Genomic DNA, 17,427 nt, shown 5'->3' on the forward strand with positions numbered 1-17,427 from the left:
GGTTATGATAGGATTTGTTTGAATTTTTCTTTCAATTCATTGTTGGAAAAGGGCAAGCCCTGAATCTTGTTGTATTGCAGGAATTCATACTTGCCGAAATGAGACTTCAGCACTTTGACGAACTGCCCGGTGTTCAATTCGCATACAACGATCTTCTTGAAATGGCTGAGGACCTCTTCTGTATTGGCAGGCAGAGGATTGAGGTAGTGGAAATGCGCCAGGCCTATATTCTTGAATCCCTCCTCGTGCAGGTGTTTTACAGCCGTATGCAAACTTCCGTATGTCCCTCCCCATCCGATGACCAGCAGATCTCCAGACTGGGCGAATTCCACTTTCTGAGTCGGGATATAATTCTGTACGCGTTTGACTTTTTCTGCCCTGATTCGGGTCATGTATTCGTGATTTTCCGGAACGTAAGAGACATTCCCGGAGATCTTGTCCTTCTCAAGACCCCCTACTCGGTGTTCCAGTCCCGGGGTACCCGGAACGGCCCAGTACCGTGCCAGGGAATCCTTATCGCGTTCATAAGGCATATAATCCTCCTTTGCCTCTGTCAGTTTCATGTTTTTGATCTCGGGCATATCATCCACCGTCTGAATTTTCCATGGAGCAGAACCATTAGCTATATACCCGTCCGTGAGCAGGATGACAGGCGTCATATGCTCCAGGGTGAGCTTGGCTGCCTGATAGGCGAAATTGAAACAATTGGCAGGCGTACTCGCTGCAATGACGATCACGGGGCTCTCCCCATTCCGTCCATACATAGCCTGCAGCAGGTCTGATTGCTCCGTTTTGGTAGGCAATCCGGTGGAGGGACCACCTCTTTGTACGTCAACCACCACCAGGGGAAGTTCGATCATCATGGCCAGACCCAGGGCCTCTCCCTTAAGGGCCAGTCCGGGGCCCGAGGTAGTGGTGATCGCGAGGTCTCCTGCAAAGGAAGCCCCAATGGCAGAGGTAATACCAGCTATCTCGTCTTCTGCCTGGAGGGTTTTCACCCCAAAGTGTTTGTGCTTTACCAGTTCGTGAAGGATATCCGAAGCGGGGGTTATAGGATAAGAACCCAGAAAAAGTTCCATCCCGGATTTTTCTGCCGCTGCCAGGAACCCCCAGGCAGTAGCAGTATTCCCCATGATGATCCTGTAGGTGCCTGCCGGCATTTTAGCCGGGGAGATGGTATAGGCATTCGGGATGAGTTCAAGGGTTTCCGCGAAGAAATAACCGGCATTGAGGACCTTGGTATTTGCCTCGATGAGCTCGGGTTTGTTCCTGAACTTCTTTTGGAAAAATTCTATGGTGTGTTCCGTGGAGCGGTGGTACATCCAGTAAACCATCCCCAGGGCGAACATATTCTTACTTCTGGTAATGGCCTTGTTATCCAGGCCCTGTACATCCTTGAGTGCCTCTTTCGTGAGGGAGGTCATGGCCACCTCTATCACCCTGTAATTCTCCAGGCTGTTGTCTTCCAGCGGATTGGTTTCGTACTGGGCCTTTTCCAGGTTCTTTTTAGTAAAGGCGTCGGTATCTACTATAATGGTGTGCCCCGGTTTAACGGCGTGCAGGTTTGTTTTCAATCCGGCCGGATTCATGGCTACCAGCAGGTCTACTTCATCTCCGGGGGTGCTGATCTCCACACTCCCGATGTGCACCTGGTATCCGGATACCCCGTACAGACTTCCCTGAGGGGCCCGGATTTCGGCAGGGTAATTAGGGAATGTGGCCACATCATTCCCGAACATGGCTGAAGTATCGGAGAATTGAGTACCCGTGAGCTGCATACCATCCCCGGAATCGCCAACAAAACGAATGATGACCGCTTCCAGGATCTCTTGGGGAGTGTCAGTTTGTATATCCATGATTCCTTAGGATTTAGAATAAAATGTTAGAGAGACGGCAAGGACATATAAAGATCAAATTTAATTTCTGGATAATCAAGGAAACATGATTTTTATCATTAAATTAGGAGAAGAGGTTATCTACTTTTAACCTCAAGTATTCAAATTTGTTATTATGGCTATTATAATCACAGACGAATGCATTAACTGCGATGCCTGTATCTCGGAATGTCCCAATAATGCGATCTACGAACCGGACCAGGAATGGTCGTACTCTGATGAAACCGCTTTATCCGGCACAGTGACGACTCCTGGTGGGGCAGAGGTGGACGCTGATGCTGAGAATGAACCTATATCGGATGAATTCTACTACATTGTTCCCGACAAGTGCACGGAGTGTAAAGGATTCCATGATGAACCTCAATGTGCCTCCGTCTGTCCGGTAGATTGTTGTGTTCCCGACGATAATCATGTAGAAACGGAAGACCAGCTGCTCCAAAAGAAAGCCTGGTTGCACGGGGAATAAAGGCAAGAGTCGAATATTAGTTAAAGCGTTCCAAACATTCATTAAAGGAAATTATTTCTATCGAAGAGATCACTCCTCCTCCGTTTCGGATGGGGGGTGATCTTTGATTTTATGCCCATCGGATCCCATGGCGGATCCCCTTTCTCCCAATTCATCAATACCCGTAGTTAAAACCACCCATTTACCCTCCTGGAGTACAGGAAATAACACCTGATAAATGTCATAGTTTACCCTATGGCATAATGGTACTTTTAAAAGATTTGCAGGCTGTGGTATGTCCATATTCGGATATCCGTTTCTGAGACCTGTCGGGAACTGCGGTCAGAAATCTACACAAGGTTTTAATCTAAATGGAACACCATGAAAAGAGAATTTCCAAAACTGATCTGTGACGCCAATGAGGCGGTTGCCAGGATAGCCCATAAGACCAATGAGGTCTGTGCCATTTATCCCATCACACCAGCTTCACCCATGGGAGAACACGTGGATGTCTACAGTTCCAACGGACAAAAAAATATCTGGGGCAACGTCCCCCGTATCGTTGAAATGCAAAGCGAAGGCGGAGCTGCCGGGGCCGTACACGGCTCATTACAGGCCGGGGCGCTGACCACTACCTTTACCGCCTCCCAGGGCTTGTTATTAATGATACCCAACATGTATAAGATCGCGGGGGAATTATTGCCTGCCGTCATCCACGTGGCCGCAAGGACCGTAGCCACACATGCCCTCTCTATCTTCGGGGATCATTCGGATGTAATGGCTACCAGGCAAACAGGATTCTCCATGATGTTCGGGGGTTCTGTACAGGAGGCCATGGATTTTGCCCTGATCTCCCAGGTCGCTACCTTAAAGACCCGCGTTCCTTTTCTGAATATTTTTGACGGGTTCCGCACCTCCCATGAGATCTCCAAGATCGATGCGATCCCCGATGAGGTGATCAAGGCGATGATGCCCGAAGACGAGATCGCGGATCACAAAAACAGATCCCTGGATCCGGACCATCCCGTAGTAAGGGGTACTTCCCAAAACCCGGATGTATTCTTCCAGGCCAGGGAAGCCGCAAACCCCCAATACGCAAGGGTACCTGATGTGGTCACGGAAGTAATGGATGAGTTTTACACCCATACCGGTCGCAGGTATCAACTTTTTGAATACATCGGCCATCCACAGGCTGAGCGTATCATCATCATCATGGGTTCCGGAGAAGGTGCCGTGAGGGAAACGGTTGAGACCCTTGTAGAACAGGGCGACAAAGTAGGTGCCGTATTCGTACGCTTATACAGGCCCTTCTCCATGGATCACTTTATGGAAAGGTTGCCCAAGTCGGTTAAGAAGATCGCTGTCCTCGACAGGACCAAAGAACCCGGCAGCCTTGGCGAACCCCTGTATCTGGATGTGGTTACCGCCTTTGTGGAAAGCCAGAGAGAAATGCCGGTTATCGTTGGAGGCAGGTATGGCCTCTCCTCCAAGGAATTCAACCCCGCCATGGTCAAAGGGATATTCGATGAACTGCTCAAGAAACAACCCAAGAACCACTTCACTATCGGTATCAATGATGACCTCGGCCATACCAGCCTGGAATACAATCCGGTCTTCAAAACGAAAAAAACGACCTTTAACTGTATGTTCTACGGCCTTGGGTCCGATGGAACGGTTGGAGCCAATAAAAACTCTATCAAAATCATCGGTGAGACCACCGATAATTACGTACAGGGATATTTTGTATACGATTCCAAGAAAGCGGGGGCGCAGACCATTTCACATTTGCGCTTTGGTCCCAACCCGGTCTATTCTTCCTACCTGATCAATACAGCCGATTTCATCGCCTGCCACCAGTTTAATTTTATAGAAAAATACGATGTCCTCTCACATATCAAAAAGGGAGGTACCTTCCTGCTCAATGCCCCGTATTCCAAAGAGGAGATCTGGGATCAGTTGCCCAGTACCATGCAGCAGGAGATCATAGACAACGAACTGAATTTCTATGTGATAGATGCGACCAAGGTGGCCCAGGAAGCCAAACTTGGAAAAAGGACCAATACGGTTCTGCAGACCTGTTTCTTTGCCATCTCAGGAATACTGCCCAGGGAAGAGGCCATCGAGAAGATCAAAAACGCCATCGTGAAGTCCTATTCCCACAAAGGGGATAAGGTGGTGAAGATGAATTTCAAAGCGGTAGATACTTCCCTTAAACACCTGGAAAAGGTAGATTACCCAAAAAAGACGACAAATACCAGGGGACTGAGATCCATTATGAGCGGAGAACCCGATCCCTTTGTCAAAGAAGTACTGGGTAAGATCCTGGCAGGGAGGGGAGACGAACTCCCCGTCAGCTACTTCCCCATTGACGGGACCTTTCCCACAGGGACGACCCAGTATGAGAAGAGGGGCATAGCCGACTTTATCCCGGTATGGGATGGTGAGGACCTGTGTACCCAGTGCAACAAATGCGTTGCGATCTGTCCACATGCCGCGATACGGGCCAAGGTAGTACCCAATGAGGAACTCACCTCTGCTCCGGAAACCCTCAAACACGTTCCAGCTAAGGGAAGGCCGTTCACAGGTGAAAAGGAATCCTATATCCTTCAGGTCTCTCCGGAAGATTGCACGGGTTGTGATCTTTGTGTGGCCGTATGTCCGGCTGAAAGCAAGGAGATCCCGGATTTCAAGGCCATCAACATGCACAGGAAACTGGATGTAGACACGGTCGAAAACGAACACTGGAACTATTTTACCCAGTTGCCTGATTACGACCGATCTGCCCTGCAGATCACCAATGTCAAAGGATCCCAGTTCCTGGAACCCCTCTTTGAATTCTCAGGTGCGTGTTCAGGGTGTGGGGAAACCCCTTATATCAAGATGTTGACCCAGCTGTACGGCGATAGTATCATGATTGCCAATGCCACGGGTTGTTCCTCTATCTACGGTGGCAACCTGCCAACCACTCCTTACAAAACCAATAAGGAAGGTCGTGGCCCGGCCTGGGCCAATTCCCTCTTCGAGGACAATGCCGAATTCGGTTTCGGAATGAAGCTGGCGCTTTCAAAAAAACAGGAAATCGCCGTGGATCTGCTGAAATCCCTGGAGGAAACCGTGGGCAGCCAACTTGTAGAATCGATCCTTAACAATCCGGAGGAAGATGAGGCGCAGCGAAAGGAGAAATTCAAACACCTGGATGAATTGAAAAGCATCCTCAAAGCCCACAGGGACATCCCTGAGGCCAAAAAGTTGTTGAACCTGACGGAGTACCTAAGGAAAAAGGCTGTGTGGATCCTCGGTGGTGACGGTTGGGCCTATGATATCGGATACGGAGGAGTAGACCACGTCCTGGCTTCAGGAGAAGATATCAATATCATGGTGCTGGATACAGAGGTGTATTCCAATACGGGAGGACAGACCTCTAAGGCCACCCCTCTCGGGGCCAGTGCCAAGTTCTCTGTCTCCGGTAAGCGTACTGGAAAGAAGAGCCTTGCCTTGCAGGCCATTTCCTATGGTAATGTGTACGTGGCACAGGTAGCGATGGGCGCCAAGGATATGCAAACCCTGAGGGCCATCGAAGAGGCAGCTGCCTACCCTGGACCTTCCCTGATCGTGGCTTACTCCCACTGCGGGGAACACGGATACGACCTCAAAGAAGGAGCACTGCACCAGGAGAGGGCCGTGGAGACAGGTTACTGGCCATTGTTCCGTTTCGACCCGTCAAAACCCAAAGGCAAGAAATTCAAACTGGATTCCAAGGAACCCAGCAGGCCGCTTGAGGATTTTATGTACAGGGAAACCCGATTTACCAGGGTAGTCAAGGAAAATCCGGAATTGGGGGCAAGCTTGTTAAAACAAGCCCAGGAAGAAGTGGAAACCAGATGGGAGCGCCTCGAACTCTTCAGAAATATGTAAAGCATTCCCCCGGGGATCCTGGGGGAAACTTAATTTGATCACGCTATAAATATCAATTACAGACATCATGGAAACCCTAGCAAACCGCTATTTCGAGATAGCCGTTGAAAAGATGAAGGAAGCCAACCGAGAATTGTACCGGCCAGAGGAAGATGTAGTTTCTTTCCTGGTTTGTAAAAATGCCCAGATCGCAGTTCAGAATTATCTCAGAGGATATCTATTGCGCAGCGGCATAGAGACCAAGAAGGAAGATACCCTGGATCATCTTTACAAACAGTGTGTGAATCTCAATAAGAATTTTAACCAGGTAGATCTGAAAGGGTTCAACTGCCAGTATGAAAACACAAAGGCCAAGTATTGTGACGGGGTTGAAAAGGTGAGCAGGTGCTTTGAGATAGCCAACAGGCTGGATACCTTCCTGAGGAAGGAAAAGGTCATTGGTTGACCCAGGCTGACAATTTTCACGCCTTCTTCGTAGGATCAAAAGCTAGTGATCCCTTGCAGCCACTTTCCAGGACCCGGTGATCCTGCCCTTCTCAACCGTAAGCGCTGCGGGATATTTAGCCACCGTGGGGCAGATATGCATCGGAATGGCATAAAACACGGTTCCAATTGGGATATCGGGAGCATCCTTTGTCCTCAGAACGAGATGTTCTTCGCTTTGACCGATCTGCTCTGCAGATTCCATCCCAAGGATCCTAACCCGGGGAAAGTCCATTTCCGGGGCCACTGATTTGTGCCCGAGGTCGAGACACAGGATTCCCTCTGCAGGTTTGCTTATCACCCGGGTCAGGAGCACAGCTGCCACCCGGAATTCCATTTCGGAAAAAGATTCGCCATAACGCGCGTCCCAGAGCAGGGTGGTCCCCGGGCTGGCGATGACCCCTTGCCGTTTTGCATGGACAGGGAAACTGGGGGATCCTCCGGCAATCACCTCATTTACGGGTAGCCCCGACTTTTTGAGTTCGGTTTTCATACAGGTCACGCTTTCAAAAACTCTGTCACATTCCTCCTTTTGCTTTACGAGGTCGGGATTGCGAATATGACCGTCATAGGCGTGCAACCCGGCTGGGTTGAGGGCAACGTGATCATGGATCATTTTGTAGAGGGCGAGGGCCTCTTCGGAAGGCTTGATCCCTGTCCGGTCCATCCCTACATTGAGGTCGAGATAAAGCGTTGCTTTTAACCCCCTTTCCTTCGCCTGTGATCCGATGTCCTTTACGCTGGTCTCATGATCGACCAGGGTGGAGAATTTCGTTTGGGGAAAGCGATCCATAAGATCGAGGAATCTTTTGATGTTGGGGCCTACAGGCTGCATGGCCAGGAGTACATCCGGTGCCTTGCAGGTTCCGAGTAATTCGGCTTCTGCGATAGTAGCGCATTTGAATTTATTAATCCCGTACTTCAGTTGGAGTTCAACCACCTCAGCCATCTTATGGGTCTTGATATGAGGTCGGAGTTTATCAGCTCCGCCTGTCATCCTGATCATGGTTGCGATATTCTCTTTCACGCGTTGGGGATAGATCAGCAGGGATGGACTCGGGACCTTCTCCTCCTCGTCAATCCTGTACCAGGCTTTTTCTTGCATAGAATATTGTTTAATGCAGTTGGAACATCGCTTCGATCTCTACAGCTACCTGCCCCGGCAAAGTCATCCCCACGGCACTTCGGACCCCCACTCCGTTTTCCATTCCGAAGATATCCGCCATCAGTTCGCTGAACCCGTTGATCACCAGGGGGTGCTGGTCGAAATCCGGTGTAGAATTCACCATTCCCAGGGTCTTTACCAGCCTTTTCACCCGATCGATCTCACCGAAGTGTCTGATGATGGTTGACAGCATGGTGAGGCCCACCTGCTCTGCGGCTAGTTTGGCTTCTCCAAGGCTCATGGTTTCACCCACTTTACCCGTGATGTAGGTACCGTCGCTCTTCATGGGTCCCTGTCCGGAAACATAGAGAAACCCGTCAAGGACCAGTACAGGTTTATAGAGGCCCGCAGGGGGAGGTGCAGGGGGCAGGACCAGGCCCAGGTCCTTGATGCGTTGTGAAGGGAGATTACTCATGGTTTTATCTTTAAACAAATTGATTCAAAATAAGAACCCCGAACAGCCCGGTCAATCCTACGGTAGTTTCCATAAGGGTCCAGCTGCGAAGGGTATCGCGGACAGAAAGATTGAAGTATTCTTTAAAAAGCCAGAAGCCGCTGTCATTTACATGAGACAACATCAGGCTGCCTGAACCTATGGCCAGGACCATGAGTTCCGGGCTGACTCCCGTGGTCTGGATCATGGGGAGCACTATACCGGCCGCTGTCAGTCCAGCCACGGTGGCCGATCCCACACAGACACGGATGACGGTGGCTATAGCCCAGGCGAGCAGCAAGGGGGAGATCGCTGAGCCTTTGAGGAGGTCTGCGATATATTCACTTACCCCACTTTCTGTCAGAACCTCTTTCAGGGCACCGGCACCTGCAATGATCAGCAGGACCATGGTGATCCCCGCTATGGATTCGCCCACTGAATCCATCAATTCTTTCATCTTTTTCCCCCTTGAAATCCCCAGGGAGAAGATGGCAAAGATCACAGACAACAACATGGCGATCACCGGATTACCCAGGAAGTTCAGGATCTTGCTAAACCAGAGTTCCGGAGGCAGGAATAAATCTGCAAGGGTGCCCAGGGAGATCAGGATAACCGGCATAAGCGCTGTGAGAATGCTGATCCCGGTACCCGGCATTTCAGCTTCGGTAAGTGGCCTTAGGTTCACGAATTCCTTCAGGGGTGAAGCCTTGATGTGTTTCAGGGTACGGGAGAATACGGGTCCGCCGAGTACTATGGCCGGGATAGCTACGATAATGCCGTATACCAGCGTTTTACCCAGGTCTGCCCCGAACATGGTCGAAATGGCAGTAGGGGCGGGATGAGGGGGCAGGTACCCATGGGTGACGGAAAGGGAGGCGAGCATCGGCATCCCGACATACAGCAGAGGCAAACCTGTTGCAGCCGCTACCGTAAAGACCAGGGGAACCAGGATCACGAACCCAACGGTATAGAACATGGGAATACCGACAATAAAACCCGTGAGCACTACTGCCCACTGAATATTTTTCAGTCCAAACCGACTTATGAGTTTGGAAGTAATTCGCTGAGCAGCACCGCTATCGGCAACCAACTTGCCCAGCATGGCTCCCAATCCAAGGATAATCACCAAAAAGCCTAGGGTGTTGCCAATACCCTTCTGAATGGAATCGACCACCTGTATAAGATCCATCCCCTGGGCGATGCCCACGAAGAGAGATACGAGTATGAAGGTGATAAATGGGTTGAGTTTCCACCAGGCGATGAGCAGGAAGAGGATAAGGATTCCGGTAATGACTATGAGCAAGGGCATCGGCAGGTCTTCTTGCAGGGCGGTGTTTAAGCATTAAATATACCAATTTGAACAGAACTAAATGATCAATTTTTTATATTGTAGGAGAAACTGGCCATCATGGATAAGCGATCTTTCTTGCGCAAAATGGGTCAGGCCGCCCTGGCGACCCCTTTTCTGCCTTTGACCCTTCATTCCCAGAACAAGGAATACCAGGGCACCTATGATCTGGAGGACGAGGAAGAGTTCTGGCAGAGGATACGGCTGGATTACGCTCTGAAACCCGACTATATCAACCTGGAGAACGGGTATTACAATATCGCCCCTGTCCCTACCATACAGAAATTTCACAGGCATATTGAGCAGGTGAATTACGAAGGGTCCTATTACATGCGGACCGTACAATGGACCAATAAGAACAGGATCGCTGCCCGCCTGGCAGGACTTGTAGGCTGTTCACCCGAGGAACTGATCATTACCAGAAACACCACTGAATCCCTCGACATGATCATAGGGGGTTACCCCTGGAGAGAAGGAGACGAAGCCGTTTTTGCAGTGCAGGATTACGGGGCGATGAGGGAACATTTCAAACTGATCGCCAATCGGTACGGGGTAGTAAACAAGACGATCTCTCTGCCCAACCATCCGGCAAATGATGAAGAGATTGTATCCCTATACGAAGCTCAGATCACCCCGAGGACCAGATTGCTGATGGTTTGCCATATGGTCAATATCACCGGGCAGATCCTGCCGATCAGGAAGATCTGTGACATGGCCCACAGGCATGGTGTGGAGGTCATGGTAGACGGAGCGCATTGCGTGGGTCATATTCAGGTGAACCTCGAGGAACTCCACTGTGATTACTACGGGTCTAGTCTCCACAAATGGCTGAGTACCCCCCTGGGTGCCGGCCTGCTATACGTGTCTAAAAAGAACATTTCCAAGATCTGGCCCCTGCTGGCTGAACACCACAGGGAACCGGATGACATCCGTCGCCTGAACCACATTGGAACCCATCCGGTCCACACGGACCTCACTATTAATGACGCTATGGATTACCTGGAACTCATCGGGATGGAGCGAAAGGAAAACAGGTTGAGATATTTGCAGAGATACTGGAGTGATGCCCTCAGGGACACAGAGCACGTGGTGATCAATACCCCTCTGGAAATGCACAGAAGCTGTGGGATAGCCAATGTGGGGATTGCCCATATGAAACCGGCGGACCTCTCCAAAGCCCTGTTTGATGAATTCGGCATATTTACGGTAGCCATTGATCAGGATAACGTGAAAGGTTGCAGGATCACGCCAAATGTGTACACGACCACTGCGGAGCTGGATGTGTTCATAAAGGCCGTAAAAGAGCTGGCCGGGAGGGTTTAGCAGGGACAATTCAGCCATAACAGCGCGTCCCCCTTTCTCTATGTTCCAAAACTGATATTAATCATAGTTACTCTGGGTCTTTGCCTTTAGTTTTGAATGTTTAACCTCTGAAGTAGCATCGATATCCATATTCGAACAACTGTAGAAATCATAATCAAAATTCAAATCCATGACCGAATTACTACAAAGGGAACCATTGCTTAAAAGCGTGGTTTTTTTGCGTATTCTCATCGGGTGGCACTTTCTGTATGAAGGGGTCATCAAACTTTTTAATCCCGACTGGACTGCCTTCGGATACCTGGCTACGGCCCAGGGTCCCTTCAGGTCGCTTTTTATCGCTCTCACAGGGGAAGGGACCATCGGGTGGGTGGATACGCTGAACACGATCACCCTGATCTTTATCGGAATTACCCTTATCCTCGGAATTTTCGAAAAATGGGGAGCTATCGCAGGGATGGTCCTTCTGCTGATGTACTATTTTGCGCATCCCCCCTTTCCGTGGCTCGAACAGCGCAACGTAGAAGGGAGTTACTGGTTCGTCAATAAGAATCTGATAGAGCTGGCCGCCTTGTGGGTATTGTACCAGATTCCTACCAGTTCGTATTTCGGACTGAATTACCTCCTTAAAAGAGAACACAAAACCATCAAAACCCCTCAATCATGAAATGGACAAGAAGAGATATGCTAAAAGGCCTGGGCGGCCTGCCCATCCTGGGATCGATATGGTGGGCCGGCGCAGCCAATGCGCTGGTTAAAAGCAAGGACCGGTCCGAGATCCTGGAGAGGCTAAAGATCGAACCATCCCTTCCTAATGCCCTGCCCGAGATCGGGGGAGACCCTATCCGCATAGGGATCATCGGTTTTGGTATCAGGGGAGAACAGCTCTGCAGGGCCCTGGGGTTCGCTACCGGGGAGTGGCTTGAAATGATGAAGGAAGAGGAGCGCCTCAACGGGAATACACAGTTAAAAGAATTCCTGGAACAGGAAAAACTGAATCTCAGGATAGCCGGAGTATGCGATATTTTTGACGTACGGGCAGAAAATGCCATTGCTTCGTTTTCCACTCCGGACAACAAGGTGAAACGGTATTCTACTTATCAGGAAATGATCCGAAGCGGGGAGGTGGATGCCGTGATCATCGCCACCCCGGACCACTGGCATGCACCTATGTCTATAGAGGCCCTTGAAAACGATGTCCACGTATATGTGGAAAAACCTATGACACACACCATAGAGGAGACCTACCGGCTAAGGGATGCGGCTAGGAATTCAAAAGCCCACCTCATGGTCGGTCACCAGCACCGTCAGACCCTCAGTTTTAAGACCGCCAGTGATATCATAGATAAAAAAGTCCTGGGCCATGTTTCGGTGGTACAGACGTTTACGAACAGGAATGATGACAACGGCGCCTGGAATTACGATATACACGAAAAGGCGAACGAACAGACCATTGACTGGCAGCAGTTCCTGGGCAGCGCGCCCCAGATTCCATTCAACAAGAACCACTTCTTCCGCTGGAGGAAATGGTGGGCCTATGGGTCAGGCCTGTCGGGCGATTTGCTGACGCATGATTACGACCGACTCAATTGCGTGCTCAATATGGGCATCCCCAAATACGTTACTGCCTCCGGGGGAATATATACCCACAACGACGGCCGGAATGTCCCTGACGTGCTCCAGGTGAATATGGATTTCCCGGATTTCAGCACGGGCAGTACCCAGGCCCCGGGTAAAGAAAAGGGGATGACCTTCACCTACAATGCCACGCTGGGAAATGGTTATAACCGACCAACCATACTCATGGGGCACGACGCGTCCATGGAACTGGGCAATAACCTCACCATATGGCCAGACAGGGGTTCCACCAAATACGCGCAGTTGCTCGAAGAAGGAAAAATGAACCCTGAGACGCCCATCTACCATTACAATCCGGGAGCCAATATCCCGGATGCCGTATCCTCGGCTACTTCCCAGTACTTTGCGGATAAGGGCCTGATGTGGACCTATATTGATGGAGTTCGGGTGAATTCGACCTATCTGCACCTCAGGGAATGGCTGAGTGTTATTCGCAACGGTGGGGATCTGAGCTGTGGGATCAAGGAAGGATTTGATGAGGCTATCACCGCCCATATGACCGGACTCGCATACAAACTGGGCAGGCGGATAGAATGGGATCCTTTGGCAGAACAGATCGTTCCTATAGAGGATATCGATCTGGACGAGGTCCTGCTTACCAGCACCTGAAAAATCAGAATACACCTTCGACATAAAAGACCTGCTTTCCGGCAGGTTTTTTTATTGAATACCCTGAAATTCAGTAGTATGGCCTGTAAAACTGACAAATGTCATAGTTAAAGTTTGACAATGGGTCTAATTTAAGGGTACTAAATTCAATGTCATGCAAGTCAAAAAAAACCCAAAAGCCGATTTAAATAGAAATAGTAGCCTGTATTTTGTGATTGGGCTCACTATTGTCTTGTTCCTTACCTGGCGTGCCCTGGAATTTAAGTCATATCCCCAGGATGAATTTGTACGGGATGTGGTCCAGGCCGTGGATGACCTTAAGGAAGATGTTCCTGTAACTGAGATGATCAAGACCACCCCTCCACCCCCACCTCCTGCTGCCCCGGAAGTGATCGAAGTAGTGGAAGATACCGAAGAGGTTGAGGAGACCGTGATCGAAAGTACAGAGACCAGCCAGGATGCCGTGATCGAAGAGGTAATAGACGTAGACGATGTGGAAGTTGGAGAAGAGGAAGAAGAGATCGTCGTGCCTTTTGCCATTATTGAGAATGTGCCCGTTTTCCCTGGCTGCGAATACGCAAAAAATAACGATGAGCGAAAAGCCTGCTTCCAGGAGATGATCCAGAAACACATTGTAAAGGAGTTCACCTATCCCCCTTCCGCGCTTGAGCTCGGTATCACAGGCAGGGTGTTCGTTCAATTCGTTATTGACTCCAAAGGGAATATCGGTTCTATCCGCATGAGGGGTCCGGACAAAACCCTGGAAAAGGAAGCACACCGTATAGTTGCTTCACTCCCCAGAATGAAACCGGGCGAGCAAAGGGGCAGACCCGTGTCAGTACCCTACAGTATACCTATCAATTTTGTGATACAGTAAATCTGATCAGAACCTCTTAAAAGATTCATCTCTACGTGTAAAGGCCTGGGTGGGGCCGGGTCAGGAGGTGGGTCTTTTTTTATGGTAATCCTTTAATTTCTTGGGCCCTTCCAGTACCACCCTGACGATCTGCAGGGTACCGTCCTCCCGGGTGGATATTTGCCATTTGATCAGGGTGATCTCTCCTCCAGAGACCTCAATACCCGTGATACTGCGCGGGTGCACACAACTTCCGTCATTGAAGAAGGGGATCTCACCGGGAGATGCGAACCTGGGCCTGTGAGTATGTCCCGCAATGGTTAGGATGGAATCATTCTGAAGGATCCATTTCTTGATGCGCCGTTCTACCTTGATCAGTTCCTTGTAATTCTTAGCCGGACTCGTAGGATCTGCTATACCCCACACCTGAAGGGGTTTCCACAGGACGCGAACCAGGAAACGTCCCCATCTCCAAAAGGTGTAATTCCACCAGTCGGCCTGGTGTCCGTGCAATAAAAAGATCTCTTGTCCGGAATCCCGGTGTTTGAGGATAAGGGCCTCGTGAAATGTCAGATCCGGGAAGAGGGGTTTGTCCGTCTCGTCTATGGGATCGAAATAGCTGCCTAAGTTCTTCCTTACGTAATCCGGATCCTTGTAGACCATATCGTGGTTGCCCCAGAGCATGTGCAACCGATTTCCCATGTAGAAGTTTCGCATCAACAGGTACACATTCTTGTGGGCTTCGAAGAGTTCCTCGAATTTCAGGTTTTCCCAGAGCTCATCCCCGTCTCCAAGCTCGCAGTACTGGTATCCCTCCTTGTAGTAGTGCCTGAGGGCGTGGAAGTAGATGTTCCTGTTGTTGGCAAAATCGTCTGCAAAACTGTTGTCTCCCCGGTGACAATCACTGAAGAAGATAAACTTGGAAAAGTCATCGAAAAGCAGGGTTTTGGCATTTCTGTATGCCCTGCTCAGCCTTTTGTTGGAAGACATAAGTCAGTTTTGCATAAATATCTAAAAATTCAGGGGATTATTCAGGAAACCAAAATGGATAATAGGAAGGCCCGGCCGGAATATACCTGTTTATTCCTTCAGGGGCATAAACACCTCTGCCTTCCAACTAATCTCATCCACGCCTATATTCGGATTATTGTAAAATACCTCGATCGGGAGACCGGTAACTTCGATGTCGTTTTTCTCCGCATAGTCGAGCAAAGCGTACCAGGCCCTGTCTGAAGTGATATAATTCCCATTGTAGATTGCCTTTATGGCCTTAACCGGTTTACGATATCCGTACTTGAGATCAGGATGCCGGGGCAGGCTGTCATTCCTTACGATGGGATAACAGAAGTTGAATTCCAGGCTGTCTTTCCCCATATCCCAGTTCAATATCTCAATAAAGGGTTTCCCGTCTAGTTCCACCCCGTTATTGACCAGGAAAGGGTCGAGCAGAGGGAAATCGCGCATCATCCCCCCCGCCTTGCCGAATTGGGTGGTCTTGTTGTGAACATAGGCATAGAAAACGGAATCCAATTCGGCTTCTCCTTCTACCCGGACCCGAATCTTGTCGATGTGGTTGGCCAGGAGGTCTGCGAAATTGCTCAGACTCTTCCTGGTCCCCTTCTCAAAGTCGGTGTCGTAAAAGGGCACCTTGATCTTGTTCCTGAAACTATAGGCACTGTCCCTAACATAGACCTTAATTCTGGATACCGAATCACTGACAGCGGAGATCCTCCAGTCATAGATGTGGGTGGAGTCGCCGAAGTGCAGGGTCTGACGGATCTTCTCCAGGTCTTCACCGGCCTCGATCTGGCTGTCATCAAGACTGGTATGCCACAATTTGATGATCTGATTGACGGTACCTCTGTTGGCCTTAGCCTCCATGGTTACCAGGTAATCATACGGATAGATAAAAAGGTACCAGAGAATCCCCCCTGCGATCAGGAAGGAGAGAGCAATAAGCGCTTTCTTCATAGGTCTACTTGCTTTGTGCCAGTTGTGATTCGTTTTCCGTTTTGAGTGTATTCACGATATAGGAACCGAGGTCTCGGCCCTGCTTTACGCCCACTTCCACGGCAGCCCGGTAATGGATTCCTCCATACATCCTGCTGATGGCAGCCTCGTCAGCGGCCTGCCTGAAAGAAGTAAAGGACCGGACAGGGAGGCCATAAGCTAGCTCTGTATCGTCATCAAAGGAAAAATTCTCACCAAAGATGTCTGTCAGAACGGTAGACGCTGCCCCGGAGACTACGCTGTGTCCACTGGTGTATTCGGGAAATGGTGGGGTTTGGAGGACAGGCTTCCAGTTATCGTCTATGTGTTCGTTGATCAGGGTCTCCGGCCTGATGAGGTTGCTGCGGTACTTTTCGTCCCAGCAACTTATAAAGGCATCGGCGATGGCCATGGAGGTCTTGGTGTAAGCGTGAACGGTCTCGTTGAAGTCTGAGTTGGATTTCCTGCAGGCGATCTTCGTGATTCCGATCCAATGTGCCCCAGGGGTGATCTTTTTGGTAGCGAACATCAGGTGTCCACGGGTTACAGACACGTAGGGATTGCAATCCCAAAACTTAGCGATCTCCACCTCTTCTGACTCATCCCCCTCGACTTCCATCTTTTTGCTGATGTCGTAAACTTCTCTCACTTCCCTGTAGAAATCAGAGCCTTCCTCCATAGAGAACGGAGGGGGCGGAACGGGTTTGAACTGCTCCGCAGAATCGATCACAAAAGGCCTGATCTTGCTCCAGTGCGGTTCAATCCCAGCCATATAGGCGGGAGGTGTGGGTTGCCAACGGGAGGGTTCATCTGTGTTTACTGTGAATTTGGGCATCGTCCTGGTCTGCTTGTAGTTGTCCTTGTCCATCCAGGCCGCTATGTGTTCCGCAACTTCAAGGCCATAGTCCCTGGAAGCTTCAAATTCCTTTTTGTTCTGCTCGGACCAGAGAGCGTACAGGCTATCGCGATAGGTATTCATTTGTTCTTCGCTGAAAATGAGTCGCCTGCTGAGATCGATATGTGCGATCGCAGCTGCCAGGGCTCTGTTCACCGGTTTTCCGGCGTCCGGGGCAGGGATAGGGCTCAGTTCATGTACCTGCCCGGCCAGGGAAAGGTATCTTTCATCTTCCTGGGCAATGATCTCGTAGGCCGCGATATTTGGATATGCAAAGATCCTGCTGGCCACAGGGGGCGAAAAGATGTCGTGGATCATGATCTCCGTAACCTTGTCGACATTGCTGTGCATTAACTCAGGAGAGATCTCTATAGGGGTATCATTTTTCTGACAGCCCACTGAAATCAATATCAGGAGAAGGAGTAATTTCTTCATC

The 17,427-nt window shown here is 50.0% G+C and carries 15 protein-coding genes; 7 read left to right on the forward strand and 8 right to left on the reverse strand.

The genetic code is table 11. From position 1 onward, the window contains the following. Nucleotides 1-2: 2 nt before the first annotated feature. On the reverse strand, nt 3-1,856 hold the full coding sequence (locus tag GWK09_RS07315; protein ID WP_163692330.1) for a 2-oxoacid:acceptor oxidoreductase subunit alpha: 1,854 nt from the start codon (nt 1,854-1,856) through the stop codon (nt 3-5). A gap of 154 nt (nt 1,857-2,010) precedes the next feature. Between GWK09_RS07315 and GWK09_RS07320 the strand changes: the two genes are divergently transcribed. Then, nucleotides 2,011-2,361, forward strand: a complete 351-nt coding sequence (locus tag GWK09_RS07320) for a 4Fe-4S dicluster domain-containing protein (RefSeq protein WP_163692331.1) — start codon at nt 2,011-2,013, stop codon at nt 2,359-2,361. Between the two features lie 69 nt (nt 2,362-2,430). Here the strand turns inward: GWK09_RS07320 and GWK09_RS07325 are convergent, their stop codons facing one another. Then, nucleotides 2,431-2,643 (reverse strand): hypothetical protein, encoded by a 213-nt coding sequence (locus GWK09_RS07325; RefSeq protein ID WP_163692332.1) that lies wholly within the window; start codon nt 2,641-2,643, stop codon nt 2,431-2,433. 78 nt (nt 2,644-2,721) lie between these two features. On the opposite strand from GWK09_RS07325, the gene nifJ reads away from it, so the two are divergent. Then, entirely contained in the window at nt 2,722-6,255 is a 3,534-nt protein-coding gene (gene nifJ, locus GWK09_RS07330; RefSeq protein ID WP_163692333.1) for a pyruvate:ferredoxin (flavodoxin) oxidoreductase, read from the forward strand. Between the two features lie 67 nt (nt 6,256-6,322). Beyond that, nucleotides 6,323-6,700, forward strand: coding sequence for a HEPN domain-containing protein (locus GWK09_RS07335; protein WP_163692334.1), 378 nt, complete (start codon nt 6,323-6,325; stop codon nt 6,698-6,700). Nucleotides 6,701-6,742: 42 nt separating this feature from the next. On the opposite strand, the gene GWK09_RS07340 is transcribed toward GWK09_RS07335, so the two are convergent. From GWK09_RS07340 to GWK09_RS07350, 3 genes are read right to left on the reverse strand one after another with little or no spacing between them, the layout of a single operon-like run. Then, complete coding sequence (locus GWK09_RS07340) at nt 6,743-7,843, reverse strand: D-TA family PLP-dependent enzyme (protein ID WP_163692335.1); 1,101 nt, start codon at nt 7,841-7,843, stop codon at nt 6,743-6,745. A gap of 10 nt (nt 7,844-7,853) precedes the next feature. After that, nucleotides 7,854-8,318, reverse strand: a complete 465-nt coding sequence (locus tag GWK09_RS07345; RefSeq protein ID WP_163692336.1) for a RidA family protein — start codon at nt 8,316-8,318, stop codon at nt 7,854-7,856. A gap of 10 nt (nt 8,319-8,328) precedes the next feature. Next, a complete protein-coding gene (locus GWK09_RS07350; RefSeq protein WP_163692337.1) occupies nt 8,329-9,645 on the reverse strand; it encodes a gluconate:H+ symporter in 1,317 nt (438 codons plus the stop codon). A 99-nt stretch (nt 9,646-9,744) separates the two neighbouring features. On the opposite strand from GWK09_RS07350, the gene GWK09_RS07355 reads away from it, so the two are divergent. The 4 genes from GWK09_RS07355 (at nt 9,745) to GWK09_RS07370 (ending at nt 14,128) form a co-directional block, all read left to right on the forward strand. Beyond that, the gene (locus GWK09_RS07355; protein WP_163692338.1) at nt 9,745-11,007 is read left to right on the forward strand and encodes an aminotransferase class V-fold PLP-dependent enzyme; all 1,263 of its coding nucleotides are present in this window, start codon (nt 9,745-9,747) and stop codon (nt 11,005-11,007) included. Nucleotides 11,008-11,176: 169 nt separating this feature from the next. After that, nucleotides 11,177-11,671 (forward strand): DoxX family protein, encoded by a 495-nt coding sequence (locus tag GWK09_RS07360; RefSeq protein ID WP_163692339.1) that lies wholly within the window; start codon nt 11,177-11,179, stop codon nt 11,669-11,671. After that, on the forward strand, nt 11,668-13,251 hold the full coding sequence (locus tag GWK09_RS07365; RefSeq protein WP_163692340.1) for a Gfo/Idh/MocA family protein: 1,584 nt from the start codon (nt 11,668-11,670) through the stop codon (nt 13,249-13,251). Before GWK09_RS07360 ends, GWK09_RS07365 begins: the two co-directional genes overlap by 4 nt. Nucleotides 13,252-13,405: 154 nt before the next feature. After that, a complete protein-coding gene (locus GWK09_RS07370; RefSeq protein ID WP_163692341.1) occupies nt 13,406-14,128 on the forward strand; it encodes an energy transducer TonB in 723 nt (240 codons plus the stop codon). A 60-nt stretch (nt 14,129-14,188) separates the two neighbouring features. On the opposite strand, the gene GWK09_RS07375 is transcribed toward GWK09_RS07370, so the two are convergent. The 3 genes from GWK09_RS07375 to GWK09_RS07385 all read right to left on the reverse strand — a co-directional run bounded on the left by GWK09_RS07375 (nt 14,189) and on the right by GWK09_RS07385 (nt 17,426). Next, entirely contained in the window at nt 14,189-15,097 is a 909-nt protein-coding gene (locus tag GWK09_RS07375; RefSeq protein ID WP_163692342.1) for a metallophosphoesterase family protein, read from the reverse strand. A 90-nt stretch (nt 15,098-15,187) separates the two neighbouring features. Beyond that, the gene (locus GWK09_RS07380) at nt 15,188-16,078 is read right to left on the reverse strand and encodes an AraC family transcriptional regulator (protein ID WP_163692343.1); all 891 of its coding nucleotides are present in this window, start codon (nt 16,076-16,078) and stop codon (nt 15,188-15,190) included. Nucleotides 16,079-16,082: 4 nt separating this feature from the next. Then, nucleotides 16,083-17,426 (reverse strand): vanadium-dependent haloperoxidase, encoded by a 1,344-nt coding sequence (locus tag GWK09_RS07385; RefSeq protein ID WP_163692344.1) that lies wholly within the window; start codon nt 17,424-17,426, stop codon nt 16,083-16,085. Between the last annotated feature and the right edge of the window lies 1 nt (nt 17,427).

Source organism: Muriicola jejuensis (genome assembly GCF_010671595.1).
Lineage (GTDB): Bacteria > Bacteroidota > Bacteroidia > Flavobacteriales > Flavobacteriaceae > Muriicola > Muriicola jejuensis.